Origin of the sequence: Janthinobacterium sp. FT14W (assembly GCF_009208755.1) — a bacterium.
In the GTDB taxonomy this organism is placed as follows: Bacteria; Pseudomonadota; Gammaproteobacteria; order Burkholderiales; family Burkholderiaceae_D; genus Janthinobacterium; species Janthinobacterium violaceinigrum.
Window position 1 is genome coordinate 93273 of the sequence record NZ_WFLL01000016.1, and the last position, 24569, is coordinate 117841.

The 24569-nt window shown below is 63.6% G+C and carries 29 protein-coding genes; 7 read left to right on the forward strand and 22 right to left on the reverse strand.

The features are described from left to right. Window positions 1–189 precede the first annotated feature (189 nt). The 5 genes from GCN74_RS13185 (at window position 190) to GCN74_RS13205 (ending at window position 2948) form a co-directional block, all read left to right on the forward strand. Window positions 190–759: an RNA polymerase sigma factor gene (locus GCN74_RS13185; protein ID WP_034779551.1), complete on the forward strand. Its 570-nt coding sequence runs from the start codon at window positions 190–192 to the stop codon at window positions 757–759. Beyond that, a complete protein-coding gene (locus GCN74_RS13190) occupies window positions 756–1160 on the forward strand; it encodes a DUF3619 family protein (RefSeq protein WP_152257101.1) in 405 nt (134 codons plus the stop codon). Before GCN74_RS13185 ends, GCN74_RS13190 begins: the two co-directional genes overlap by 4 nt. Before the next feature lie 2 nt (window positions 1161–1162). After that, window positions 1163–1933: a DUF3106 domain-containing protein gene (locus GCN74_RS13195; RefSeq protein WP_152257102.1), complete on the forward strand. Its 771-nt coding sequence runs from the start codon at window positions 1163–1165 to the stop codon at window positions 1931–1933. Beyond that, window positions 1923–2456: an RDD family protein gene (locus GCN74_RS13200; protein WP_152257103.1), complete on the forward strand. Its 534-nt coding sequence runs from the start codon at window positions 1923–1925 to the stop codon at window positions 2454–2456. The genes GCN74_RS13195 and GCN74_RS13200 overlap by 11 nt, the downstream gene beginning before the upstream one ends. Window positions 2457–2519: 63 nt before the next feature. Further along, window positions 2520–2948: a group III truncated hemoglobin gene (locus GCN74_RS13205; protein WP_152257104.1), complete on the forward strand. Its 429-nt coding sequence runs from the start codon at window positions 2520–2522 to the stop codon at window positions 2946–2948. On the opposite strand, the gene GCN74_RS13210 is transcribed toward GCN74_RS13205, so the two are convergent. The 15 genes from GCN74_RS13210 to GCN74_RS13280 form a co-directional block, all read right to left on the reverse strand. Then, window positions 2945–3703: an rRNA pseudouridine synthase gene (locus GCN74_RS13210; RefSeq protein ID WP_152257105.1), complete on the reverse strand. Its 759-nt coding sequence runs from the start codon at window positions 3701–3703 to the stop codon at window positions 2945–2947. The genes GCN74_RS13205 and GCN74_RS13210 overlap by 4 nt on opposite strands. 168 nt (window positions 3704–3871) lie before the next feature. Continuing rightward, window positions 3872–4789, reverse strand: coding sequence for a class I SAM-dependent methyltransferase (locus tag GCN74_RS13215; protein WP_131372694.1), 918 nt, complete (start codon window positions 4787–4789; stop codon window positions 3872–3874). Next, window positions 4776–4970: a Fe-S cluster assembly protein IscX gene (gene iscX / locus GCN74_RS13220; RefSeq protein WP_152257106.1), complete on the reverse strand. Its 195-nt coding sequence runs from the start codon at window positions 4968–4970 to the stop codon at window positions 4776–4778. The genes GCN74_RS13215 and iscX overlap by 14 nt, the downstream gene beginning before the upstream one ends. Before the next feature lies 1 nt (window position 4971). Next, on the reverse strand, window positions 4972–5313 hold the full coding sequence (gene fdx / locus GCN74_RS13225) for an ISC system 2Fe-2S type ferredoxin (RefSeq protein WP_034750070.1): 342 nt from the start codon (window positions 5311–5313) through the stop codon (window positions 4972–4974). Between the two features lie 71 nt (window positions 5314–5384). Beyond that, window positions 5385–7265 carry a Fe-S protein assembly chaperone HscA gene (gene hscA / locus GCN74_RS13230; protein WP_152257107.1) on the reverse strand — a complete coding sequence of 627 codons (1881 nt, stop codon included), beginning with the start codon at window positions 7263–7265 and terminating at the stop codon, window positions 5385–5387. A 108-nt stretch (window positions 7266–7373) separates the two neighbouring features. After that, window positions 7374–7889 (reverse strand): Fe-S protein assembly co-chaperone HscB, encoded by a 516-nt coding sequence (gene hscB, locus GCN74_RS13235; RefSeq protein ID WP_152257108.1) that lies wholly within the window; start codon window positions 7887–7889, stop codon window positions 7374–7376. 66 nt (window positions 7890–7955) lie between these two features. Continuing rightward, window positions 7956–8276, reverse strand: coding sequence for an iron-sulfur cluster assembly protein IscA (gene iscA / locus GCN74_RS13240; protein ID WP_034750079.1), 321 nt, complete (start codon window positions 8274–8276; stop codon window positions 7956–7958). A gap of 157 nt (window positions 8277–8433) precedes the next feature. Then, window positions 8434–8820 (reverse strand): Fe-S cluster assembly scaffold IscU, encoded by a 387-nt coding sequence (iscU, locus tag GCN74_RS13245; protein WP_034750082.1) that lies wholly within the window; start codon window positions 8818–8820, stop codon window positions 8434–8436. A gap of 174 nt (window positions 8821–8994) precedes the next feature. Then, entirely contained in the window at window positions 8995–10251 is a 1257-nt protein-coding gene (locus tag GCN74_RS13250; RefSeq protein WP_152257109.1) for an IscS subfamily cysteine desulfurase, read from the reverse strand. A 40-nt stretch (window positions 10252–10291) separates the two neighbouring features. Further along, window positions 10292–10768, reverse strand: coding sequence for a Fe-S cluster assembly transcriptional regulator IscR (gene iscR / locus GCN74_RS13255; protein ID WP_065310626.1), 477 nt, complete (start codon window positions 10766–10768; stop codon window positions 10292–10294). A 240-nt stretch (window positions 10769–11008) separates the two neighbouring features. Next, the gene (locus GCN74_RS13260; RefSeq protein ID WP_152257110.1) at window positions 11009–11560 is read right to left on the reverse strand and encodes an NADAR family protein; all 552 of its coding nucleotides are present in this window, start codon (window positions 11558–11560) and stop codon (window positions 11009–11011) included. Between the two features lie 38 nt (window positions 11561–11598). After that, complete coding sequence (locus tag GCN74_RS13265; RefSeq protein ID WP_152257111.1) at window positions 11599–12378, reverse strand: uracil-DNA glycosylase; 780 nt, start codon at window positions 12376–12378, stop codon at window positions 11599–11601. 141 nt (window positions 12379–12519) lie between these two features. Further along, window positions 12520–13170 carry a maleylacetoacetate isomerase gene (gene maiA / locus GCN74_RS13270; protein ID WP_152257112.1) on the reverse strand — a complete coding sequence of 217 codons (651 nt, stop codon included), beginning with the start codon at window positions 13168–13170 and terminating at the stop codon, window positions 12520–12522. Between the two features lie 11 nt (window positions 13171–13181). Continuing rightward, window positions 13182–14210, reverse strand: coding sequence for a fumarylacetoacetate hydrolase family protein (locus GCN74_RS13275; protein WP_152257113.1), 1029 nt, complete (start codon window positions 14208–14210; stop codon window positions 13182–13184). Window positions 14211–14270: 60 nt separating this feature from the next. Further along, window positions 14271–14804, reverse strand: a complete 534-nt coding sequence (locus GCN74_RS13280; protein ID WP_152249937.1) for a VOC family protein — start codon at window positions 14802–14804, stop codon at window positions 14271–14273. 118 nt (window positions 14805–14922) lie between these two features. On the opposite strand from GCN74_RS13280, the gene GCN74_RS13285 reads away from it, so the two are divergent. Both GCN74_RS13285 and GCN74_RS13290 read left to right on the forward strand, forming a co-directional pair. Next, window positions 14923–15900, forward strand: a complete 978-nt coding sequence (locus tag GCN74_RS13285) for a LysR family transcriptional regulator (RefSeq protein ID WP_152257114.1) — start codon at window positions 14923–14925, stop codon at window positions 15898–15900. 61 nt (window positions 15901–15961) lie between these two features. Next, on the forward strand, window positions 15962–16564 hold the full coding sequence (locus tag GCN74_RS13290; protein WP_152257127.1) for a gamma-glutamylcyclotransferase: 603 nt from the start codon (window positions 15962–15964) through the stop codon (window positions 16562–16564). Window positions 16565–16724: 160 nt separating this feature from the next. Here GCN74_RS13290 and GCN74_RS13295 read toward each other — a convergent pair whose 3' ends face one another. The 7 genes from GCN74_RS13295 to GCN74_RS13325 all read right to left on the reverse strand — a co-directional run. Beyond that, a complete protein-coding gene (locus GCN74_RS13295) occupies window positions 16725–17915 on the reverse strand; it encodes a PA0069 family radical SAM protein (protein ID WP_413541542.1) in 1191 nt (396 codons plus the stop codon). An 80-nt stretch (window positions 17916–17995) separates the two neighbouring features. Then, entirely contained in the window at window positions 17996–18676 is a 681-nt protein-coding gene (locus GCN74_RS13300; RefSeq protein WP_152257115.1) for a tRNA-uridine aminocarboxypropyltransferase, read from the reverse strand. A 204-nt stretch (window positions 18677–18880) separates the two neighbouring features. Continuing rightward, window positions 18881–20650 carry a methyl-accepting chemotaxis protein gene (locus GCN74_RS13305; RefSeq protein ID WP_152257116.1) on the reverse strand — a complete coding sequence of 590 codons (1770 nt, stop codon included), beginning with the start codon at window positions 20648–20650 and terminating at the stop codon, window positions 18881–18883. 264 nt (window positions 20651–20914) lie between these two features. Beyond that, complete coding sequence (locus GCN74_RS13310; protein ID WP_152257117.1) at window positions 20915–21427, reverse strand: lipocalin family protein; 513 nt, start codon at window positions 21425–21427, stop codon at window positions 20915–20917. 48 nt (window positions 21428–21475) lie between these two features. Continuing rightward, window positions 21476–22276, reverse strand: a complete 801-nt coding sequence (locus GCN74_RS13315) for a substrate-binding periplasmic protein (RefSeq protein ID WP_152257118.1) — start codon at window positions 22274–22276, stop codon at window positions 21476–21478. A gap of 32 nt (window positions 22277–22308) precedes the next feature. Then, complete coding sequence (gene tssA, locus GCN74_RS13320) at window positions 22309–23340, reverse strand: type VI secretion system protein TssA (protein ID WP_152257119.1); 1032 nt, start codon at window positions 23338–23340, stop codon at window positions 22309–22311. A gap of 34 nt (window positions 23341–23374) precedes the next feature. Then, window positions 23375–24569: AAA family ATPase (locus GCN74_RS13325; RefSeq protein WP_152257120.1), on the reverse strand; the 1195-nt coding region annotated here is incomplete at its 5' end.

Genomic DNA, 24569 nt, shown 5'->3' on the forward strand with positions numbered 1-24569 from the left:
CGTCCTATACGGTATCGCGTCGCACCATTATGGTCAAGGAAAATGTCAGCCGAATGGCCTTTTTGCGCGCACGCAGTGCAAAAACTCTGCGGAAACGCACATTTTTTGCTAGCATGCACGGGGTTGCAAAAAGCATACCCGCCCCATTTCGCCCACCGCACCCGCAGCCGCTAAGATCCCCCATACCGCATGGCAACAGACAAAGAATTATCCGACTTTCTAGAAAATGTCGAGCGGCGCGCTTTCAAGCAAGCCGCCTACGCGGTCCGCAAGGAAGAATCGGCACTCGACATCGTGCAGGATGCCATGATCAAGCTGGCCGAGAAGTACGGCGACAAGCCGGCCGCCGAACTGCCGATGCTATTCCAGCGCATCTTGCAGAACACCATACTCGATTATTTCCGCCGCGAAAAAGTTCGCAATACCTGGGTCAGCCTGTTTTCCGGCATGAAGCCCTCGGGTGACGAGCATGAGGATTTTGATATACTTGACACTTATGAATCGGAACAGGGCTCCAGCGCCGCCGAATCGTCGGCCGACCAGGTCGAACGCGCGCAAATCCTTGATTTGATTGATGCAGAGGTACAAAAACTGCCGTCACGTCAACGCGAAGCCTTCCTCATGCGTTATTGGCAGGACATGGATGTGGCTGAAACAGCGGAAGCGATGGGTTGCTCCGAAGGTAGCGTGAAAACACATTGCTCTCGAGCTACCCACACGCTCGCCGAATCGCTGAAAGCCAAGGGAATTAAATTATGAACACCGACGATCTCAATTTCGCTTACAAAGTGCGCCATGCACTGAACGAAAAACTCGACGACCTGCCCGCATCGGCCACCGATCGCCTGGCAGCGGCACGCAAGCTGGCCCTGTCGCGCAAGAAGGCGGACGCACCCGCCGCCGTCACCGTGCGCCAGAGCGTGTTCGCCGGCGTGGCCAGCAGCCTGTTTGTCGAACCGCTGTCGTGGCTGGGCCGCATGAGCGTCGTCATCCCCCTGCTGCTGCTGGTCGGCGGCATGGTGGGCATCTATCAGTTTGAGCAAGAACAACATATTGCCGAACTGGCAGAAATCGACGCCGCCGTGCTGTCGGATGAATTGCCGCTCTCCGCCTATATGGACCATGGCTTCAATGCCTATCTGACGAAACGCGAGCAATAAGCATGGCACGCTTGAGCGTACGCAAAGGCTGGCTGGCCGGCGGCATCGGCCTGGGCGCCTGCGCCCTGGCGGGCGCCGCCTGGGTGGGCCAGCACCAGGCGCCGCCTGCCGCCGCCCCTGTGGCGGCCACGCCCGCAGCGGCCGTGGCGCCGCCCCCGGCCGTCAAACCCGGCTCGCCCCGCACGTCCGGCAAGGGCGGCACGCCGCCCAAGGCCAGCGACAACCCGTCCTGGAACAAGCTGTCGCGCGCGCAGCAGGAAGCCCTGCAGCCGCTGGCGGGCGAATGGAACAAGCTCGAAGCGCTGCGCAAGCAGAAATGGCTCGATATCGCCAACCGCTTTGCCTCCATGACGCCGGACGAGCAAACCCGCGTGCATGAACGCATGCGCGAATGGATCAAGCTGACGCCGGAGCAGCGCCGCCTCGTGCGCGAAAACTATGCGCGCACGAAGAAAATTGATCCTGGTCAAAAGACCGCGCAATGGGAGCAATACCAGCAATTGCCGGAAGATCAAAAGAAAAAGCTGGCGACGGAACTCGTGCCGAAGAAGCCGCTGGAAAAAGTGCCTGCGATCAATTCGAATACGAGCAAACCGGCCGCGATCCTGCTGCCTGCCACGCCGGCAGCGCCCGTCGCTGCTGCGCCTGCGCCTGCCCTGCCGCCCGCTCCCGCGGCAGCAAGCGTGCCCGTCGCCGATCCTGCCGCGGCTCCCGCCACCGTGCCCGCCACGCCACCGACCACGCCTGCCCCACTGCCGACCAATGTCAAATAGCACGCCTGCCGCCAGCATCACCCATCCCACGATCAAGCGCCGCCTGATTTCCATGGTGTACGAATCGCTGCTGGCCCTGGCCGTGCTGTTCCTGCCCTTCCTGCTGTTCGAGCTGGCCGTGCAAGGCGCGCATACGCCGTTGACGGAACACATGCGCCAATGCCTGGCCTTCCTCGTCATGGGCGCGTATTTCATCCACCAATGGAGCCGCGAAGGGCAAACCCTGGCCATGAAGACGTGGCGCCTGCAACTGGTGCTGCCAGGCCATGCCCACGTGCCCCTGCGCGTGGCCGCCTGCCGCTATGTGCTGTCATGGATGTGGCTGCTGCCAGCCCTGCTGGTGGCCTATGCCTTCGACTTGCAGCACTGGACGGCCCTGGGCGCCATCGGCGCGGGCATCCTGGCCTGGTCGGCCACGGCCCTGTTCACGGGCAATGGCCAGTTCCTGCACGACAAGCTGCTGGGCACGCAGATCGTGCAACTGCCGGCACCGGCGAAGAAAGCAAAGAAAGTCGCCGCCTGAGTTTTCCGGCGGCTTGACCTGCGTCATTGAAGCGCCACGGGGGCTCTGCGATCATGGCATGCCATGAACAATACCGCCCCCCTCCCCCACACACGCTTCGCCCCATACCGCGCGGAAGTCTGCAGCGAAGACGAAGTCAAGCAGCTCGTCCACACCTTTTATGCAGCCGCGCGCGACGACGCCATGCTGGGCCCCATCTTTGCCGCCGAGGTCAAGGATTGGGATGCCCACCTGGCAACATTGGTCGATTTCTGGTCAGGCTTGCTGCGCGGCACCATGCGCTACCACGGCAAGCCGCTGGCCCAGCACGCGCAAATGGAACACCTCACGCCCTGCATGTTCCGCCGCTGGCTGACCCTGTTCTTTGCCACGACCGAGAGCATGGGCAATGCGGCCCTGCAGGAGAAGGCCGACACCATCGCCTTGAATATTGCCGAACGGCTATGGAAAAGCTTTGCGGAAAGCCACGCCATCACGGCGCCGCAGCTTTAGAAGCGTTCGTAGCCCTGCAGATAGCGCCATTGCCCCACGGGCATGGCGCCCATCGGGATGCGGCCGATGCGCAAACGCTTCATGCCGACGACTTCCAGGCCCACCATCTTGCACATGTGGGCGATCTGGCCCGGCTGCACGTTTTTCAGGGCGAAACGCAGACGCGTTTCATTCTGCCAGCTGACCTTGATCGGCGGCAAAGGCTTGCCATTGAAGGGCAAGCCGTGATTGAGCAGCGCCAGGCCGTTGTCCATGATGGCGCCGGCCACTTCCACGATGAATTCCTGCTCCACCGTTTTCGCTTCGTCGACCAGCTTGCGGGCCACGCGGAAATCCTGCGTGAACACGAGCAGGCCGGAAGCCATGGTGTCCAGCGGATTGGTGATGGTCAGGCCGATCAGGTGGCGTTTCAGGAAGCGCGTGACGGCGCTGGGCGCCACGTTCTCGGGCGTGAAAATGTCGTCGGGACGCAAACAGCTCAGGGCCGGCTTGCCTTCGCTGCCCAGGCCGCCATTGATGCCGGCCGGCTTGTGCAGCAGGATCGTCACGGGCGGCATTTCGTCGAGGGTGGCGTTCGGCAACAGCAGCACTTCCTGCTTGTCCGCCACGCGCGCGCCCGACTCTTCCACCAGCACGCCATCGACCGTGACCCAGCCGCCCTCGATATACAGCTCGGCCTCGCGGCGCGAGCAGGGCACGTCTTCGGACAGGCGCTTGGCCAGGCGGACGGTGGGCATTTCGTGTGGTGTGGTCATGGGGAGGCGCAAAAAGCAAGGGAGGAGAAAGCCGGTATTGTAACCGACCCGCTCCTCCCCTTTTACGACTTGCGCTGCTGATTGTCGGATTACGCTGCGCTAATCCGACCTACCCGACCATGTGCGGCGCCGCAGCTTGGCTTGGCGGCTTGCCGCGTAAGCCAACAATCAGGCTTGCGCCTTCGCCAGTTCCTCCGCAAAGAAGCGGTGGCCCATCTCTTCCAGGCCCAAGGTTTGCAGCACTTCCTGCAGGCGCTCCGTCGGCCGCTGGCGCGGCAGGTTCTTGTAGCTGGCGATGATCAGTTCATTCTTCATCGAATGCTCCCAGCCCACCAGTTCCGTCACGCTGACCTGGTAGCCGTGCGCTTCCAGCTGCAGGCATCGCAGCACGTTGGTGATCTGGCTGCCGAACTCGCGCGTGTGCAGCGGGTGGCGCCACAGTTCCGTCAAGACATTCTTGCCCAGGCTCTTGCCCTTGTTCTTCTTCAGGACGGAGGCGACTTCCGCCTGGCAGCATGGCACCAGCACCATGAATTTCGCCTTCTTCTTCAAGGCAAAGTGAATGGCGTCATCGGTGGCAGTGTTGCACGCGTGCAAGGCCGTGACGATGTCGATCTGTTTCGGCAGCAAGTTCGATTCCGTCGATTCGGCCACGGACAGGGGCAAGAACGACATGCCGGGGAAGTTGAATTTTTTTGCCAATTCCTGCGAACGCTGCACCAGCTCTTCGCGCGTCTCGATGCCGTAGATGTGCGAACCGTCGTTGCCGTTCTTGAAGAACAGGTCGTACAGGATGAAACCCAGGTAGGACTTGCCGGCGCCGTGGTCGACCAGGGACACGCCGGGGTGGTCCAGCTGCACTTCGCGCAGCAGCGGTTCGATGAACTGCGTCAGGTGATACACCTGCTTGAGCTTGCGGCGGCTGTCCTGGTTCATCTTGCCGTCGCGCGTCAGGATGTGCAATTCCTGCAGCAAGGCGACCGACTGGCCGTCCTTGATCTCGGGCATGTTGCTGGCGGCGGTGATGACGTCTTTCGGTGCGGCGACTGCGGTGGCGGCGGCTGCCGCGCCCTTAGCGCGCTTCATCGATCCACGCCATCTGTATCGCTTCGAGCACTTTTTCGCCGCCGCGCGTGTGGTCATCGTCGAAGCCGTCCAGTTCCACCACCCAGTTATGCAGGTCGGTGAAACGCACGGTCAGGGGATCGATGTCCGGATGCGTGTCGTACAAAGCCTCGGCAATCGCGCTGATGTCGGACCATTTCATGTTAGTGGCTGCCTTCGCTGACCTGGTTGATCGTGTATTTCGGGATTTCGACGACGAGGTCGGCCTCGGCCACGATGGACTGGCACGACAGGCGCGACACGGCTTCCAGGCCCCAGGCCTTGTCCAGCATGTCTTCTTCCAGTTCCGTCGCTTCGTTCAGGGATTCGATGCCTTCGCGTACCAGCACGTGGCAGGTGGTGCAGGCGCACGATTTTTCGCAGGCGTGCTCGATGTCGATGTCGTTTTCCAGCAGGATGTCGCAGATGGACTTGCCGGCCGGTGCTTCGATGACGGCGCCGTCCGGGCAAAGCTTGGCGTGCGGCAGGATAACGATTTGTGGCATGGTGTCTTCTTTCAATCTGTCATTCGGGGCGCGGCCGCGGCGAGTGCCTGCGGCGCGCTGTTCAATTAGTTTTATACGACCTGGTCGAGCGTTTTGCCCGTCAGTGCCGTGCGCACGCTACGGTCCATGCGGCGCGAGGCGAAATCCTCGGTGCCGTCGGCCAGCAGCTCGATCGCCAGCTTCAATGCCTGGTGGTCGATGGCGCCGCTTTGCGATTGCACGATGGCATCGCGCACCTTCTGCATCAGGCCGTCGACGGCTGCGCGTTCGTCCGCATCGAGCAAGGCGCCGTCTTCGTCCAGCGCCGACTGCGTGGCCAGCAGGATGCGTTCCGCTTCCACCTGCTCTTCGCGCAGCGCGCGCGCCACCATGTCGACGTCGGCCGACGTGTACGAATCCTGCAACATGCGCGCGATGTCGTCGTCGCCCAGGCCGTAGGCGGGCTTGACGCTGATCGACGCTTCCACGCCCGAGCGCAGCTCGCGCGCCGAGACGGACAGCAAGCCGTCCGCATCGACCTGGTAGGTGATGCGGATGCGCGCGGCGCCCGCCACCATCGGCGGAATGCCGCGCAGCTCGAAGCGCGCCAGCGAACGGCAGTCGCTCACCAGCTCGCGCTCGCCCTGCAGCACGTGCACGGCCAGGGCCGTCTGGCCATCCTTGAAGGTCGTGAATTCCTGCGCGCGGGCGCACGGGATGGTCGAATTGCGGGGGATGATCTTTTCCACCAGGCCGCCCATGGTCTCGATGCCCAGGGACAGCGGGATCACGTCCAGCAGCAGCCAGTCGTCGCCGGCGGCGCGGTTGCCAGCCAGCAAGTTCGCCTGGATGGCCGCGCCCAGCGCCACCACCTTGTCCGGGTCGATATTCGCGTGCGGCGTCGTGTGGAAGAATTCGCTGACGGCGCGCTGCACGTGCGGCATGCGCGTGGCGCCGCCCACCATCACCACGCCGTCGACGTCGTCCGCATCCACGTTCGCGTCGCGCAAGGCTTTCTTGATGGCGTTCATGGTCTTGGCGACCAGGTGCGCCGTCATCTTGACGAATTCCTCGGCCGTGATGCGCAAGTGAATCTCTTCGCCCGAGTTCAGGGCCGCATCGATCATCGTTTCCGACTTGGTCGACAGCAATTCCTTGATCTCGCGCGCTTTCACCATCAGGATGGCCGTGTCTTCATCCGACAGGGGCGCCAGCTTGGCGTGCTCGCTGATCCAGCAGAACAGGCGGCGGTCGAAATCGTCGCCGCCCAGGGCCGAGTCGCCGCCCGTGGACAGCACTTCGAACACGCCCTTGCTCAGTTTCAGGATCGAAATGTCGAAGGTGCCGCCGCCCAGGTCGTACACGGCATACACGCCTTCGGAAGCGTTGTCGAGGCCGTAGGCGATGGCGGCAGCCGTCGGCTCGCTCAACAGGCGCAGCACGTTGATGCCGGCCAGCTGGGCCGCATCTTTCGTGGCCTGGCGCTGCGCGTCGTCGAAATACGCCGGCACGGTAATGACGGCGCCCACCAGGTCGTCGCCCAGCGAGTCTTCCGCGCGCTGGCGCAGGGTGGCGAGGATTTGCGCCGACACTTCGACGGGGCTTTTCACGCCGGCCACGGTTTTCAGCTGCACCATGCCAGGCGTATCCTGGAAGTCGTAGGGCAGGTTTTCCGCGTAGGCGATGTCGGCCAGGCCGCGGCCCATGAAGCGCTTGACGGAAACGATGGTGTTCTTCGGGTCGGTGGTTTGCGCGGACAGGGCCTTGTAGCCGATGTTCGCATGGCCGTTCGGCAGGTAGCGCACGACGGAGGGCAGCAGGGAGCGCCCGTCTTCGTCGTTGAGCACCTCGGGAATGCTGTTGCGGACAGTGGCGACCAGGGAATTGGTGGTGCCCAGATCGATGCCGACGGCCAGGCGGTGCTGGTGCGGCGCGGTCGACATGCCTGGTTCGGAAATTTGCAGAAGTGCCATTGTATTCGTGCCTCGATTAATTTTGTGCGTGATGCAGCTGATGCCTGGTGCGCATTATAAAACGCGGGCCAGACTGGCGCTTGGCACGCCGGTCAAGCGATCAAGGCGTCAAGCCTCGATGGATTCATAGGCAAACCGGACTTCCTCGCCGAATTTATCGAGGAACATCAGGGCGCGCACGCTTTGCGCGGCGTTCACATAATCGCCGCCGTCGAGCTGGGCGGCCACCTGGGCCAGCAGCGCCTTGCGTTCGCCGCGCAGCTGGCGGTCCAGGGCGTCGAGCGCGTCGGCATCCTTGCCGGCCCGCGCATCGCCCAGCTCTTCGCGCCATTCCATCTGCTGCATCAGGAAGCTGACCGGCATGGCCGTGTTCGATTCCGTCTGCAAATCGACGCCATGGAGCTCGCACAGGTATTGCGCGCGCTTTTGCGGGTGTTTCAGGGTCTGGTAGGCTTCATTGGCGCGCGTGGCCCATTGCATCGCCACGCGCTTTTCAGCACTGCTGGCGTTGATGAAGCGGTCCGGATGGACCTTGCCCTGCACGTCGCGGTAGGCCGCGTCGAGCGCGCTCATGTCGAGCCCGAACTGCGCCGGCAACTGGAATAATTCGAAGTGGTTTTGCATAATGGTCGGTGGTCGCTGTACCGCAATCGATGGGTACAGCGCACCGACCGGGGTCTTGCCAGCTGTTTAAATCCTGAAGGACTCGCCGCAGCCGCAGGCGTCTTTTTCGTTCGGATTGTGGAACTTGAAGCCTTCGTTCAAGCCTTCGCGCGCGAAATCGAGTTCCGTGCCGTCGATGTAAGGCAAGCTTTTCGGGTCGACGAAGACTTTCACGCCGTGCGATTCGAAGACGCTGTCTTCGGCCGCCGCTTCATCGACATATTCGAGCTTGTAGGCCAGGCCCGAGCAGCCCGTGGTACGCACGCCAAAGCGCAGGCCCATGCCCTTGCCGCGCCGTTCGATATAACGGTTGATGTGCTTCGCCGCTTTTTCGGTCAGTGTGATCATGTATTTCTCCGCTCCTGTTTCCACATGGAAACAGGTATCAAAATCCAACAAATTCTAGAGTGCCTGAAAAACGTTCAGGGCAAGGCGCATTGCCGAAGGCAGTACGACTAGTACGACAAGGCAATGCAACGCAGCCATGGGCGTTTTCTCAGGCGCTCTACGCTGCCGGATGGCGGGTCTGGTAGTCCAATACTGCCGCCTTGATGGCGTCTTCCGCCAGGATGGAGCAGTGGATTTTCACTGGCGGCAGGGCCAGTTCTTCGGCGATCTGCGTGTTCTTGATGGCCAGCGCCTGGTCCAGGGTCTTGCCCTTGACCCATTCCGTCACCAGCGAGCTCGACGCGATGGCCGAACCGCAGCCGTAGGTCTTGAATTTCGCATCTTCGATCAGGCCGTCGGCGCCGACCTTGATCTGCAGTTTCATCACGTCGCCGCAGGCCGGTGCGCCGACCATGCCGGTGCCGATGGTTTCATCACCCTTGTCGAAAGCGCCCACGTTGCGCGGGTTTTCGTAGTGATCGAGTACTTTGTCCGAGTAAGCCATTTTGATGCTCCTTTAATATTCTTGCCGGCCCCATCATGGGGCCTGATTAGCGTAAAGTGCCTGGAAAACCGTCGCGAGCGGCAGTGATTTGTGGCCGAGAAGCGGAACTGTGCTGTAGCACAGTGAGCATCGCAGGCCGCAAATCGCAACGCGCAGCAGGTTTAACAGGTACTTTTAGTGGGCTGCCCATTGAATGGAATTAATGTCGATACCGTCCTTGAACATATCCCACAGCGGCGACAGGTCGCGCAGCTTGTGTACTTTCGATTTCAGCAGGTTGACGGCAAAGTCGATGTCTTCCTCGGTCGAGAAGCGGCCGATGGTGAAACGGATCGAGCTGTGCGCCAGTTCGTCGCTGCGGCCCAGGGCGCGCAGCACGTACGATGGTTCCAGGCTGGCCGAGGTGCAGGCCGAACCGGACGACACGGCGATATCCTTGATCGCCATGATCAGCGACTCGCCTTCGACATAGTTGAAGCTGACGTTCAGGTTGTGCGGCACGCGGTGGTCCATGTCGCCGTTGATGTAGACTTCTTCGATCTCCTGCAAGCCCTTGGCCAGGCGGTCGCGCAAGGCCTGGATGCGGCCGATTTCGCTGTCCATTTCTTCCTTGGCGATGCGGAACGCTTCGCCCATGCCGACGATCTGGTGCGTCGGCAAGGTGCCCGAGCGCAGGCCGCGCTCATGGCCGCCGCCGTGCATCTGCGCTTCCAGGCGCACGCGCGGCTTGCGGCACACGTACAGGGCGCCCACGCCTTTCGGACCGTAGGTCTTGTGCGCCGTGAAGGTCATCAGGTCGACCTTGGTCTTTTGCAGGTCGATGACGACCTTGCCCGTCGCTTGCGCGGCGTCGCAATGGAAGATGATGCCTTTCGAGCGGCAGAACACGCCGATTTCGTCGATCGGCTGGATCACGCCGATTTCGTTGTTCACCAGCATCACCGACACGAGGATGGTATCGGGGCGCACGGCCGCGGCCAGCTGCTCGACGGTGATCAGGCCGTTGTCCTGCGGTTCCAGGTAGGTCGCTTCAAAGCCGATGCGTTCCAGTTCGCGCACCGTGTCCAGCACCGATTTATGCTCGGTCTTGACGGTGATGATGTGCTTGCCCTTGGTCTTGTAGAACTGTGCCGCGCCCTTGATGGCCAGGTTGTTGCTTTCCGTCGCGCCGGACGTCCAGATGATTTCGCGCGGGTCCGCGTTCACCAGGGCCGCCACGTGGCCGCGTGCCTCTTCCACGGCTTTTTCCGCCGTCCAGCCGTACATGTGGCTGCGCGAGGCCGGATTGCCGAACTGCTCGCGCAGGTAGGGAATCATCTTGTCGGCGACGCGTGGATCGATCGGCGTGGTGGCCGAGTAATCCATGTAGATCGGGAAATGCGGTGCGGTTTCAAAGTGCACTTGGCCTACGTTTTTTTCTGGGGCGTTCATCAATAACTCCTGCAATCAGCAACTGGTATTTTTGTCATTATCAACCGAGGGCGGCGTGGTTACGGTGCATCACCATCACGCTTTGCTCGGCATTCTTTTGTCTCTGCTGGTCGACCAGGTCCTGCAAGGACACAGAATCCAGATAATCGACCATTTTTTCGTTGAGTGTGGACCACAATTCATGCGTCATGCAGCGCGCGCCCGTGGCCGCGTCGGCGCCGTGGCAATGTTCCTTGCCGCCGCACTGCGTGGCGTCCAGCGGTTCGTCGACGGCGATGATGATGTCGGCCACCGTCACCTTGTCGGCACGGCGCGCCAGGCTGTAGCCGCCGCCGGGGCCGCGGATCGATTCGACGATCTCATGGCGGCGCAGCTTGCCGAACAGCTGTTCCAGGTAGGACAGGGAAATCGACTGGCGCTGGCTGATGCCGGACAAGGTGACCGGCCCCTTGCCCTGGCGCAGGGCAAGATCGATCATCGCTGTCACGGCAAAACGGCCTTTTGTAGTCAGACGCATACATCCTCGGCTCAACTGTTCAATAACTGGTTTAAAATATTGCGGCTTTTCAACTTCGCTTTTCAACTCCTCAAACCCCGAGTAGTTGAATGATTTAGTCAAGTATAACAAATTCGGCGGGGTTTGTCAGAGCGCCCCTCGATGACCACAGGGCTGGCAGGGGCATGGCCGGCCGCGCCAGGCGCGGCGGCATCAGGAAAACAACAGTCGGGAAAGCGCGGGCATGCGCAGCGTCAATGCTCAGCCCCGTAAAGCGCTTCTTACTTTCATCAGTTCAAAACCCAGCAGGTTCAAGCCGTCCCAGCGCGAGGGGTCGCCGATGCGCGGATTGTCCGACGCCAGGCCCACGCCCCAGATGCGGTCGACGGGACTGGCTTCGACGATGACGCGCTCGCCCGTGCCCAGCAAAAACTTGCGCAGCGCGGGCTTTTGCGAGAACTTGGCAAAGTTGCCGTCGAAGACGATGCCGGCACGCGCCGCCTCCCACGCCTTGGCATCGAAGTTCGCCACTTCGCGCCCCAGCTTCTTCACTTCCGACGGCCGCTCGGCCGCCACGATGCGCGCCTGGACGGTCGTGTCGCCGAACAGGGCCGCCTTTTGCGCCATCATGTAGTGCTCGGCCGTCGCATACGTCACGCCTGCAAGGTTGAACGGCGACGGAAACCACTGGCTGAAACAGCTTTTGTCGGGCACCTGCGGCTGCGCCGGCGTGTGGCCCCAGAAATACAGATAGTCGGGCACGCCGCCCGCCGCGATCCACGCCTTCAATTCTTCCACGTTACTGATTTGCATATTCCCCGCACTTCCGCCAGACAGGCGATGATTCAAGCTCAAGCACGCAATAGTTGCATCGGGCCAAACAAGGCCTGCATGTCACGATTGCCGATAAAGGACAGATTATACGGATGTTCCGCCGTCACCTGCGGCAAGGATGCCGCCACCGGCAGGCGTTTGACCAGCTCGGCAATCTTGCCCCACAGCACCAGTTGCGGCAAGGCTGGCCCGCCCTGCTGCGCCAGCGCTTCCAGCACCACTTGCAGGAAAGGCAGCCAGCCGCGCGCATCCTGCACGGGCGGCACGTGGGAACGGAACACCAGCGCCGCATTGAGCAGCAGGAAACCCCGCTCCGTCATCTTGCGCTGCAGGTCGGGCAGGGTCTGGATCACGCCGCTGTCGGCTTGCTGCGCGGCCGCCGCCACGGGCGCCATGGCCGCACCGGACGTGTCGCCGCCCTGCAGCTGGCCGTCGGCCACCAGCAGCATCTTCATGAAGTTGCGCAGCGACGTGGCGCGGTTGACGGGCTTCGACAGCCCGCTCACCGACCACAGGCTGCCCACGGCGCCATCCATGAAACACACGCCCGTGGCGCTGTCGGCGCGCGGATACGGCCCCTCGCCCACCAGCACGTGGCGCACCTGCGCCAGCGGCAGGGCGAATGCGGCAAACAGGCGGCCCTGCGTGGGCAGGTAATTGTCGACGGCCAGCGCCGGCAGGTAGGCAGGATCGGCCGCCATCACGGCGTGCAGGCCGCGCAGCAGGATGGGACGCCAGGAAGCATGCGCCAGGGACAGGGCATCGGTGATACTGGCAGGAACGGTTGTTGCGGTCATGGCGCGTAAAATATTTGGGCAAACGCAAATTGTAGCGCACCGGCAAGCTGGCATTAACGAAAACACACGATCCAGATCAATCGCGCATGAAAAAGCCCCGCCGGTTGCCGGGCGGGGCTTGCGCATTGCGCCGTGTCAAAGCTATTCGGCGTCGGGCTGCTGCGACGGATGCGCGGCGGCAAACGCCGGCAAGCCGGCGCAATGCGCGTGGATGCGCGCCACGCGCGGGTACGGCGCCAGGTCGATGGCAAAGCGCAGCGCATTGAACACCTGCGGCACCAGGCAGCAGTCGGCCATGGTGGGACGGTCGCCATGGCAGAACAGGGCCGTGCCGGCCGGATCGCCCTGCGCCAGCAGCGCCTCCACGGCCGCCAGCCCCTCGGCCATCCAGTGGCGGTACCATTCCTGCTTGACTTCCTCCGATACGCCCAGCGTGCCTTTCAGGTACTTCAGGACGCGCAGATTCGTCAGCGGATGGGCGTCGCAGGCGATCGCCAGCGCCAGCGCGCGCACGCGGGCCCGTCCCAGCGCGTCCGGCGGCAGCAGCGGCACGGCTGGCCGCGTCTCGTCCAGATACTCGAGCATGGCCAGCGACTGCGTCAGGATGGCGCCGTCGTCGTCGAGCGCCGGCACCAGGGCCGACGGGTTGACGGCGCGGTAGGCGGGCAGCAGCTGCTGTCCGCCGTCCTGCAGCAGGTGCACGGGGATACTGTCGTAGGCGATGCCCTTCAGATTGAGGGCAATGCGCACGCGGTAGGCGGCCGAACTGCGGAAATAGGTGTACAGCTTCATGGGCGGCCTCCTCAGGCGCGCGTGGCGCCAGCGTACGGGGCCACCGTCTGCTCGATGCTGCCGAAGATGCTGGCGCCGGCCGCGTCGCGCATCTCGATGCGCACCGTGTCGCCGAACTTCAGGTAGGCCGTCTTCGGGGCGCCGTGTTCGATGGTTTCATACATGCGCACTTCGGCCAGGCAGCAGTAGCCCACGCCGCCGTTGTCGATGCTGGAACCGAACAGGTTGCCCTGCTTGTTCGACACGGTGCCCGAGCCGACGATGCTGCCGGCGCCCAGTTCGCGCGTCTTCGCCGCATGCGCGACCAACTGGGCAAAGTTGAAGGTCATGTCTTCGCCCGCATTCGGCTTGCCGAACGGCTTGTCGTTCAGGTCCACCAGCAGCGGCAGGTGCAGCTTGCTGTCCGCCCAGTCGGCGCCCAGTTCGTCCGGCGTGACGGCGACGGGGGAAAACGCGCTGGCCGCCTTTGACTGGAAGAAGCCGAAGCCTTTCGCCAGTTCGCCCGGGATCAGGTTGCGCAAGGAGACGTCGTTGACCAGCATCACCAGGCGAATCGCCTTCGCCGCGTCGTCCACGCCGGCGCCCATGGCCACGTCGCCCGTGATCACGGCCACTTCCGCTTCCAGGTCGATGCCCCAGTCTTCGGACAGGGCAAAGATGGGGTCGCGCGGGCCGATGAAGCTGTCCGAGCCGCCCTGGTACATCAGCGGGTCCGTGTAGAACGAGGCCGGCACTTCCGCGTTGCGCGCCTTGCGCACCAGTTCCACGTGGTTGATGTAGGCGGAACCGTCGGCCCACTGGTAGGCGCGCGGCAGCGGCGAGTGGCACAGGCTGGCGTCGAACGGCTGCGCGTCGGGCGCCTTGCCGCCGTTCAGGTCCGCGTACGCCTGTTCCAGTTTCGGCGCCACGGCGTCCCAGTTGTCGAGCGCCGCCTGCAGGGTGGGGGCGATGGCGGCCACGCGCTGGTACTGGCGCAGGTCGCGGCTGACGAGGATCAGGGCGCCGTCGCGGCTGCCGTTTTTCAGGGTTGCGAGTTTCATGTGTTCCTTGTTCGATGTATTTTCAGGGAGTGTCGGTCTGCCGTATTCAATCTGCTGCGTTCAGGCCTCGGCCGGCGCATGCATCCAGGCGGCGTGCTTGGGCGCGCGGCGCGTCTGCGACCATTCTTCCAGCATTTCCCATTTGACGGCGTCCAGTTTGGCCATCATCTCGGGCGTGCCCACGTTGGCCGCCAGCTCCAGGCGGTGGCCGTTCGGGTCGAAGAAGTAGATCGACTGGAAGATCGCGTGGTTCACGGGGCCCAGCACCTCGATGCCGCCGGCCACCAGGCGCTCCTTGGCGGCCAGCAGTTCTTCCATGCTGCCCACTTCCAGCGCCAGGTGCTGCACCCAGGCGGGGGTATTGCGGTCGCGGTCCATCGGCGGCTGCGTGGGCAGCTCGAAAAAGGCCAGCACATTACCCTGGCCCGCGTCGAGGAACACATGCATGTACGGGTCCGGCGCCTTGGTCGACGGCACCAGGTCTTCCGCGATGGCGAGGACGAAATTCATGTTCAAATGCTTGACGTACCACTCGACGGTTTTCTTCGCGTCGATGCAGCGGTAGGCGACGTGGTGGATCTGCTTGATTTTCATGCGGTCTGTCTCCGATGGATGGCGCCGTGGGCGCGATGTTTTTCAGCTTTTCACCATTAGAATCCAGTTACAGCTATCATACAAACAATTTTTAACCATTGATTTATCGGATTATCTTATGAGTCCCAGCCTGCGACAGATGCGCGCCTTCGTGGCGCTGGCCAAGACCGGCAGTTTTACCCTGGCCGCCGAATACCTGCACGTGACGCAGTCCGCCTTGAGCGGCTTGATCAAGGAACTGGAAAGCGTGCTGGGCGTGCGCGTGGTCGAGCGCAGCACGCGCAAGACGCAGCTGTCGGAAATCGGCCGCGAACTGTATCCGCTGTTCGAAAAGATGATCGAGGACCTCGACGGCGCCATGGCCGGCATCGCCCAGCGCAAGGCCCTGAAAACGGGCATGGTGCGCATCGCCGCGCCGCAGATGATGGCCTGCACCCTGCTGCCGGAAGTAATCGCCGCCTACCGCCAGGCGCACCCGGACGTGCAGCTGCGCCTGGTCGACTGCCCCGTGGAAAACGTGTCGGCCCGCGTCTTCAGCGGCGAAGTCGATTTCGGCATCGGCCCCGAGCGCGATCCGACGGCGGAAATCGCCGCGCAGGTGCTGTTCGAGATGCCCTTCGTGCTGGTCTTCCCCGAGCCGCACCCGCTGCGGCAGAAAGAGCGCGTCACCTGGGCCGACGTGGGCGACTACCCGTTCATTTCGCTGCAGGGCCAGTTCACGGAACGCCTGCTGCGCGACATGCATGGCGCGTTTCGCGAGCTGTCGCTCAATCCCTACAATGAAGTGACGTTCATGACGACGGCGCTGGCCATGGTCAGCGCCAACCTGGGCATCACCGTGTGCCTGCCGTACGCGGAACCGATGGTCAAACTATATGATTTGCACATGCGCGCCCTGCACGAGCCGGAACTGACGCGGCGCTTTTTCGTGTACACGAAGACGGGCCGTTCGCTGTCGCCGGCCGCCGAAAGCTTCATGGCCTTCCTGTTCCAGTTCGTCGAGACGCACGAGTGGAACGTCGGCGGCAACAGCGGCGCACGCGATGCCCTGCCCGCCGGCAACGCGGCCGGCAACGCGGCCGGCAGCGCCTTATAATGGCGCATCGCCCCTTGCCCCTGACGCCATGACCCAGCCTGACCAGCACGACCTGTCCGCCATCGACGCCGCCACCATCGCCATCAACCGGCGCATGAACAAATTCGACGGCCACGAACAGGTCTGGCTGTTCGGCTATGGCTCGCTGATCTACAAGGCCGACTTTCCGTATATCGAACGGCGCCCCGCCAGCATCGAGGGCTGGACGCGGCGCTTCTGGCAGGGTTCGCACGACCACCGGGGCACGCCCATGGCGCCGGGCCGCGTCGCCACCATCGTGCCGCAGGCGGGTGCCGTGTGCGACGGTATGGCCTACCTGATCACGCCCGAAGTCTTCGCCCACCTCGACCACCGCGAAAAGAACGGCTACCTGCGCCTGGCCACCGAGATCACCTTCGAGGACGGCGGCAAGGCGGAAGGCCTGGTGTACATCGCCAACGAGGAAAACGCGGCCTTCCTGGGCGCCGCCCCGGAACTGGACATCGCGCGCCAGATCGCCCGCTCGGCCGGCCCCAGCGGCCCGAACAGCGAATACCTGCTGCACCTGGCCAGCGCCCTGCGCGAGCTGGGCAAGAGCGACCCGCATGTCTTTGCCATCGAGCAACATCTGACGCAACTCCAGGCACACACCCAGGACAGCGCTGCAGCACCGTCAGATACTTGAGACAGCCTGAGACAAGCTGAATCCAAGCCCAGCGTCCGGGTTCCCGGACGACGGCGCGCCACTTCCGCCGACCGGCGCCCTCCCCAACCGCAGGCCAGCGCCGTCCGCATTGCAGCGCATGGGCACAACCCTGCAGCGTCAGCGGGGACGACGGTGTAGCTTAAAACAGATCCAGCTGGCCCGCATTACCCCCTTTCGCTTTCGCCCCCAGCGGCGGCACCACCAGCGGCCGGCGGAACTGCGTGCAATCGAGCTGCTTGAAGCGGCCGCCCCTGCCATGCAAGCCCAGCCGGTGCACGGCTTTCTCGAAACGCTGGCGGATGAGGTCGGCCCACACGCCCTCGCCCCGCATGCGCGTGCCAAACGCGCTGTCGTAGTCCTTGCCACCACGCATTTCGCGCACCCGGTTCATCACGCGCTGGGCCCGTTCCGGAAAGTGCGCTTCCAGCCATTGCTGGAACAAGGGACTCACTTCCCACGGCAGGCGCAGCACGACGTAGTGGGCGTGGATGGCGCCCGCGTCGCGCACGGCTTCCAGCAGTTGCTCAATTTCCGGTTCCGTGACAAAGGGAATGATGGGCGCAATGCTGACGCCCACGGGGATGCCCGCGTCGGTGAGGGTGCGGATGGTGCGCAGCCGCCGGGCCGGAGCGGCCGCGCGCGGTTCCAGGGTGCGCGCGATGGCCGGGTCGAGCGTGGTGACAGTGACGGCCACGGCCGCCAGTCGCTTGGCCGCCATGGGCGCCAGGATGTCGATATCGCGCTCGATCAGCGACGATTTCGTGATCAGCGCCAGCGGATGGTCGCACTCCTGCAAGACCTCGAGTACGCGCCGCGTCAGTTGCCGTTCGCGTTCGCACGGCTGATACGCATCCGTGTTCACGCCCAGGGCGATCGGTTCGGGCACATAGGACGGCTTGGCCAGTTCGCGCCGCAAGAGTTCGGGCGCATTCACCTTGGCATAGATGCGGCTTTCGAAGTCCAGGCCCGGCGACAGGCCCAGATAGCTGTGCGTGGGACGGGCAAAGCAATAGATGCAGCCGTGTTCGCAACCCCGGTACGGATTCAAGGAGACATTGAACGGCAAATCGGGCGACGCATTGCGCGTAAGGATGGTGCGCGCCTGCTCGTCGCTGACCTGCGTCGTCCAGGTGGGCGCCTCCGCCTCCCCGGCCGCCTCATCCAGGCCGCCCACGCTCCAGCCGTCATCGAAACCGGCACGCGCATGCACCTCGTGGCGCCCTTGCAGGTTCGACACGGCGCCGCGCCCCTTGCGGGCCTTCAGCGATTGCGGCGGCAACATGGCTTGCCCGGCAAAGCTGTCATCGTGCTCTGGAATGATTGCTTTCATGAACGGCCCCATCAACTGTATATACGTACAGTATACTATGCCGCTGTTCGGTCAAGATCAAGGGCTACCGTGATGCCATTTCAAGCTTTTTCACCATGCGGCATGACGTAACTCAACTGCTGCGCGACAAAGCCGTCAAATGCCGTAATCAAGGGAACGAAGCGGGACGTGTCCTGCTCCAACTGCATCAGGGCATAGCAAGTCGCTTCCAGGGTCGATAACTGGTCTGGCGCGTGCGCCTTGCGGATCAGGTAATGGGAAGCAGGCGTATCGCGCAGGGGCAGGCGCGGCAGCTGTTGCAACTGGGGATTCAGGTACAGCATCTTGCGGCTCTTGCGCCAGGTGCCGTCCAGCACCACCAGCCGCAAGCGCGACGGATCAAGCAAGAGGGCGGGGTCGAGCGCTGGCGGCGGCGCGATGCCCAGCGAACGGTCGCCGGGCGTATCCGGGTACAGCAGCACATTGTGCTTGTCGGCCAGCAATACGGCCAGGGTGGCGGGTGCGAAATGCTCGCCTGTCAGCAGTTGGCTGTTGGGCAGGCTCAGGTGCAGCAAGCGGGCACTGCCCTTGGCGTTATGGACTTCCAGCGGATGCTGCAGGATCAGCACGTCCACCGTATGGGCAAGCGGTGCGACCCAGCGGCAGATGCAGCTGGCGGCGGCACGCAGGCAAACTTGGCAGCGCGCCCGTCTGGCCGGTTCAACGTGGGAGGGTAATGCAGAGCTGGGGCTGGAGGTGCTAGATGAGCGGCTGGTGGTCATGGCGGAGCGCGTGCGCGGGATTCTTCAAGCCGCGATTGTAGCGCCCGCGCCATGCCAGCGGGAATGGCCAACAGGAATGGCCAACTGAACGGCCGTTGAAAACGGCCTGCAATGCTGACAACAACGATAAATCAACAACGATAAATTGCATAACTGTTCATTGCTGAGCATAAGGACTCAAACCACGACTTAAAATAGAACGCTTTAAAACTCTTCCCACTCATCAGCGCCGGAAGCGACCGGTGCGCGTGGCTTGCTGCTGTGTGCCGTGTCCGGTTTCGCTGCCTTGGCGGGGCCGCTGGCGGAGTGGGCAGCGGCAGTGGATGCGGCGGTGTGCGCAGAACCGGTCACGGCCCGCCGTGCGGCAGGCGCGGCAGGCGCAACGGACCTGGCCGTCACCGGGCGCGCCACGCTGGCCGACACATATTGCTGCGTGGCATCGAGCTTGAACAAGCCCACCACGTCGGCCAGCTTGGCGGCCTGTTCCTGCATGGATTCGGCCGCCGCAGCCGCCTCTTCCACCAAGGCCGCGTTTTGCTGCGTCACCTGGTCCATCTGGCCGATGGCCTGGTTCACCTGTTCGATGCCGGCGCGCTGTTCATCGCTGGCGTCGGTAATCTGGTTCATGATCTGCGTCACATGGCTGATGCTTTGCACGATTTCATCCATGGTGCGGCCCGCCTTGTCCACCAGTTGCGAACCGGCCTCGACCTTTTGCACGGAATCGTCGATCAAGCCCTTGATTTCCTTGGCCGCCGCGCTGGAGCGCTGCGCCAGGTTGCGCACCTCGGACGCCACCACGGCAAAACCGCGCCCCTGCTCGCCGGCCCTGGCCGCTTCCACGGCCGCATTCAGGGCCAGGATATTCGTCTGGAAGGCGATGGCGTCGATGACGCTGATGATGTCGACTATCTTGCGCGAGGAGTCGTTGATCGACCCCATGGTGCTGACCACTTCCGACACCACCACGCCGCCCTTGCTGGCGATCTGCGAAGCATCGATGGCCAGCTGGTTGGCGCTGCGCGCGTTGTCGGCATTGAGTTTCACGGTGGACGTCAGCTCTTCCATGGAAGACGCCGTCTCTTCCAGCGAGCTGGCTTGCTCTTCCGTGCGCGACGACAAGTCCAGGTTGCCGGCGGCGATTTCGCTCGACGCCGTGCTGATGGACTCGGTCCCCGCGCGCACCTGGCCCACGATACTGACCAGTTTATCGTTCATGTTTTTCAGCGCATGCATCAATTGCCCCGTCTCATCGCGGCTTTCCACCACGATATGGCTGGTCAGGTCGCCAGCGGAAACGGCTTCCGCCACCTCCACGGCGCGCGTGATGGGCCGCGTGATGGAACGCGTGATCCAGTATGCGCAGGCAATGCCCAACAGGATGGCGGCCACGCCCAGCGAGATCAGCAGCATGCGGCCGTTCTCGTAGCGCGAACGGATCTGTGCAGCCGTTTCATCGAGCAATCGGGCTTCCAGCACTTCCAGCTTCTTCAGCGACGCCAGGTAGACGTCGCGCTTGACGGCCATCTCGCCTTCATACAGGCGCTTGCCCAGTTCCAGGTCGCCCGCCCCCTTGGCCTTGAACACATTCTTGCGCACTTCCGTGTAAGCCTTGCGCGTGCTCAAGACGTCCTGGTAGAGCGCCTGCTCTTCGGCGTTCAGCTGGCTCTTGCCGATATCGTTCTGGATTTCCGTGGCGCGTGCCGACGAGGCGGCCATTTCCGTTTCGAACTGTTTCTGGTGTCCGGGATCGCTGACTTTCCAGGCGGCCGCCGTGCGCGCCGCGTTCACCTCGATGACCTTGGTCCATTCAGCGATCAGGCGTTCATTGCGCACCTTGACGTTGACGAGCGCATCGGTTTCCTTGCTGGCGCTTTGCATCTGCACGATGCCCACCACGGTCAAGGTCGTCAAGAGGAGCAGGACGGCGGCAAAACCGCCACCGAGACGTACGCCGATTTTGAGGTTTTTCATTGCGTGATTCCTATCTGAAGAAAACGATGCACAGACGCCACGAAACCGAGTTACTGCCATGTATCACCATAGCAGGCATCTGCCGTGCGGCAATCACGAGCGGTGACGCAACGGTATCCGCGCCACCGGAATGGCAGCGCGCCGCAGCGCACTACTTTGGAGCAGATTGTGAGTGAATCGGAGTGGCATTGCAAGAAATAACATGCAGAAAAGCAACAACCAGAAGGCGGTAAGCCGCCACGAACGGGCGGCAGGCAAGCAGAGTCAGTTTTGCTTCACATAGATCAATTTTGACGTATCGAAACCCAGCCTCCGGGCCTTCTCGATCAGGCGCTGCTGCACGGCGGGGTCCATGCTGGGCGTGCGCGACAGCAACCACAAGTAGGACTTGTCGGGGCCGCTGATCATGGAATAGCTGTAATTTTGCTGGTCGAGGCCGAAAACGATGTAGGAACCATAGAAGGGACCGAAAAACGACACTTTCAGGTAGCCCACATCCGTCTTGTCCACGAAATACGCCTTGCCTTGCGCTTCCTTCCATGTCGCATCCGCATCCTTGTAGCCGCGGTTGAGCACTTTCAGCCCGCCATCCTGGCGCAGGCTGTAGTCGGCCGTCACATGGCTCAGCCCCCGCTCGAACGAATGGTCGAGGCGGGCGATCTCATACCATTTCCCCAGGTAGCGGGTCGTGTCGAAATTGCTAACAGGCACAATATTATCGGGCCGGCCCACGCAGCCGGCCAGCACGAGCACACACAGCAACAGCCATCTTTTCATGCTTGTCTCCATTGCTTGAACCAGGGTGGCGGCGCCAGGGTATTGGCATCAGGGCAGCAATGCCTGATCGACGATGCGGCCGATTGCACCACTGTTTTGCATGCGCACGATGGCCGCATTGAATTGCTCGATAAAATCATCACGATACGGATAGGCCGCCGGCCGGCGCACCGTGAAGCCCAGGTGTCCCTGCTGGCTGGCCAGCTGCGCCGTTTCATGGACCGCCTGCATCGGCGTGCCGGCCGGCCCCTCGCGCCGGATGCGCTGCAGCTCCCACTGCGCCGACAGGCGGTCGCTGACATAGCAATCGATGCGTCCGCGCATCAGCTTGAGCAGATTCGTGCGCGTGCCCTTGGCCGGATCGACCACGATTTTCTCGGCGCGCAAGGACGCCATCAGCCCCGCGTCGCCCAGCAGAAAACCCGCGTTCACGCCGATGTGCAGGCCGCCGTAATCGGCGGGCCACTGGCGCAGCGTGCGCCGGGCCAGCACGTCCTGGTTGCACAGCAACACCAACTGTTCCATCAGCAGCGGCACGGAATAACGCACGTACGGCCGTTCGCTGCGCCACGAATACGGCGGATACAGGGCAAACGCCTCGCCCGTCTGCAGCATCAGCAGCCCCCGCTTCCAGGGCACGGGGCGCAGCTGCACCGCATAGTGCGGCATCGATTGCACGGCTGTGCGCACGATCTCCGTGTAGATGCCTTTCAGCTGGCCATTCTCGACGTAGGAGTACGGCGGATAGTCGTCGTCGCCATAGATCACCAGCGGCGTCGCAGCTCCGGCCTGCGCTTCGGCAGCGATGAACAGGCATAGCGCGGCAGGCAAGATGAGCATTCTGAACATGCCCGAAGATTAGCATGGAAGCGCCAAACCGATCATCCGTTCGTACTGTCCGTGCCCAGCATTTCGTCGAGCTGCGCCAGGGTGCCTGCATCCTTCACGACGGCGCGCAGCCACAGGTGCAGCGGCAGCTCGCCCCAGCTGGCCGCCTTGTCAGCCAGGTAGGCGACGGGGCTGTGCGGCTCCGTGCGGCGGAAAAAATCGGCTACCTGGCGCAGCTGGGCCAGCGCCTGCTGGCGCTGCACGATGGCGCCCCCGCCGCTGCCGGCCCCCTGGCCAGCGGCGCTTGGCGCGCCGGCAAAGTCCGCGCCCGCTGGCAGCGGCGCGATGAAGTGAATGATGTTTTCCAGCGCTTCGCGCGCGGCGCGAAAGCTTGGGCCATCGGTGCCGAAACGCGCATCGACGCTGCGTTCGAACGCCAGCAGCGACTGCATGCAGTATTGTGCATCGGCCAGCAAGGCGTCGGAGAACGCGCGCGTGTTCCGCTGCCGCGCTGCCTCCATCTGCGCCAGGGTCGCCCCGTCGTCGTGGCGCGCATCGCCCCAGCCCTGTTCCGCCGCGCCCTGCGCCAGGCAGGCGGCCGCGCGCTGGCGCGCCGCATCGAAATCCTGCAGCGAATACAGGCCATCGGCGCCTTCGGTCAGCGGAATCTCGCGCAGCAGCTGCGGCGTGCGCGACAGCAGCCAGAAGACATTGCCGATGCGCTGTTCCTGGTCGCCCTCTTCCGCTGGCGGATACAGGCCGTCCCAGTAGCGCTCGCACAGGCCGGCCAGCAGCGCGTAGCCATCGCCCAGGCCGCGGAAGCGGCGCGTTTTCGCGTGCGCCTCGGCCAGCCACACGGCCACGCGCAGATCCTTGCTGCTTGCGGCGAGCAGCTGTTCGCAGCGTGTCGCCACGAAGGGCCAGTCGGCTTCCTTCAGCGCCGTCACCCACTCGCCCTGGTCCAGGCTGGGGTCATCGTGCTGGCGCGCGCGCGCGATGGCGTCGAGCTCCTGGCTGAAAGTGATGTCGTCGCCGCACGGGCTGGCGGCGCTGACGGGGTGCAGCAACTGCTCCAGATTGAACATGGCGCTCTCCGCGGATTGACGTGACTGGATTACCTTATTTGATGGCGTACTTGAACTGCCCCTGTTTATTCGCGCTGACGCGTATCGAGGCTATCGGCTCGCCTTCGGCCATGCGCGCCAGCACCGCGTCGGCAATCGCCGGCAGCAGGCTGCCGTTGAGAATCTGGTCGACATTGCGCGCGCCCGAGTCGACCTCGGTGCAGCGCGCCAGCACGGCGTCGACCAGGCCCGCGTCGTGGCTGAACTGCGCCTGGTGGTTGCGCGCGATGCGCGCGCCGATGCGCGCCAGCTTCAGCGCGATGATCTCGGCCAGCACCGCGTCGTTCAAGGGATAGAACGGCAGCACCTTCAGGCGCCCCAGCAAGGCCGGCTTGAAGTGCGCCACCAGCTGCGGGCGCACCAGTTCTTCCAGCGCGGCCGGTGCGGGCAAGCCTTGCGCCGTCCGGTTCAGGCAGGCGGCCATCATGGCGCCCGAGCCCAGGTTCGACGTGGCGATGATGATGGTATTGCGGAAATCGACTTCGCGCCCTTCCGCGTCATCGAGCACGCCCTTGTCGAAGACCTGGAAGAACAGTTCCAGCACGTCGGGATGGGCCTTTTCCGCTTCATCGAGCAGCACCACGCTGTAGGGCTGGCGCCGCACGGCTTCCGTCAGCACGCCGCCTTCGCCATAGCCGACATAGCCGGGCGGCGAACCTTTCAGGCCCGCCACGCTGTGCGCCTCCTGGTATTCGCTCATGTTGATGGTCACGAGCTTGCGCCCGCCGCCATACAACAGGTCGGCCAGCGCCAGCGCCGTTTCGGTCTTGCCCGTGCCGGATGGTCCCGTGAACAGGAACACGGCTTGCGGCTTGTCCGGGTCGTCCAGGCTGGCGCGCGCCGTGCGCACGCGCTGCGCCACGGCCGCGATGACGTGGTCCTGTCCCAGCACCCGTTCGCGCAGCGCCCCTTCCAGGGTCAGCACCGTGCGGATCTCGTCCTTGAGCATCTTCCCCAGCGGGATGCCGGTCCAGCCGGCGACGATGCCGGCCACCGCCTGCGCATCGACTTCCAGCGGCGACAGCGGCGCCTCGCCCTGCAGCGCCGCCAGCTCGTCCTTCAGCGCCAGCAGGCGGGCCGCGCCGATCTCGCCCGGCCGTTCGCCGCGCAGCTGCGCGCGCAACTCGCCGATCCGCGCCACCAGCGCCTTTTCGCGCTCCCAGCGCTGCGCCAGCGCCCCGATCGCCGCC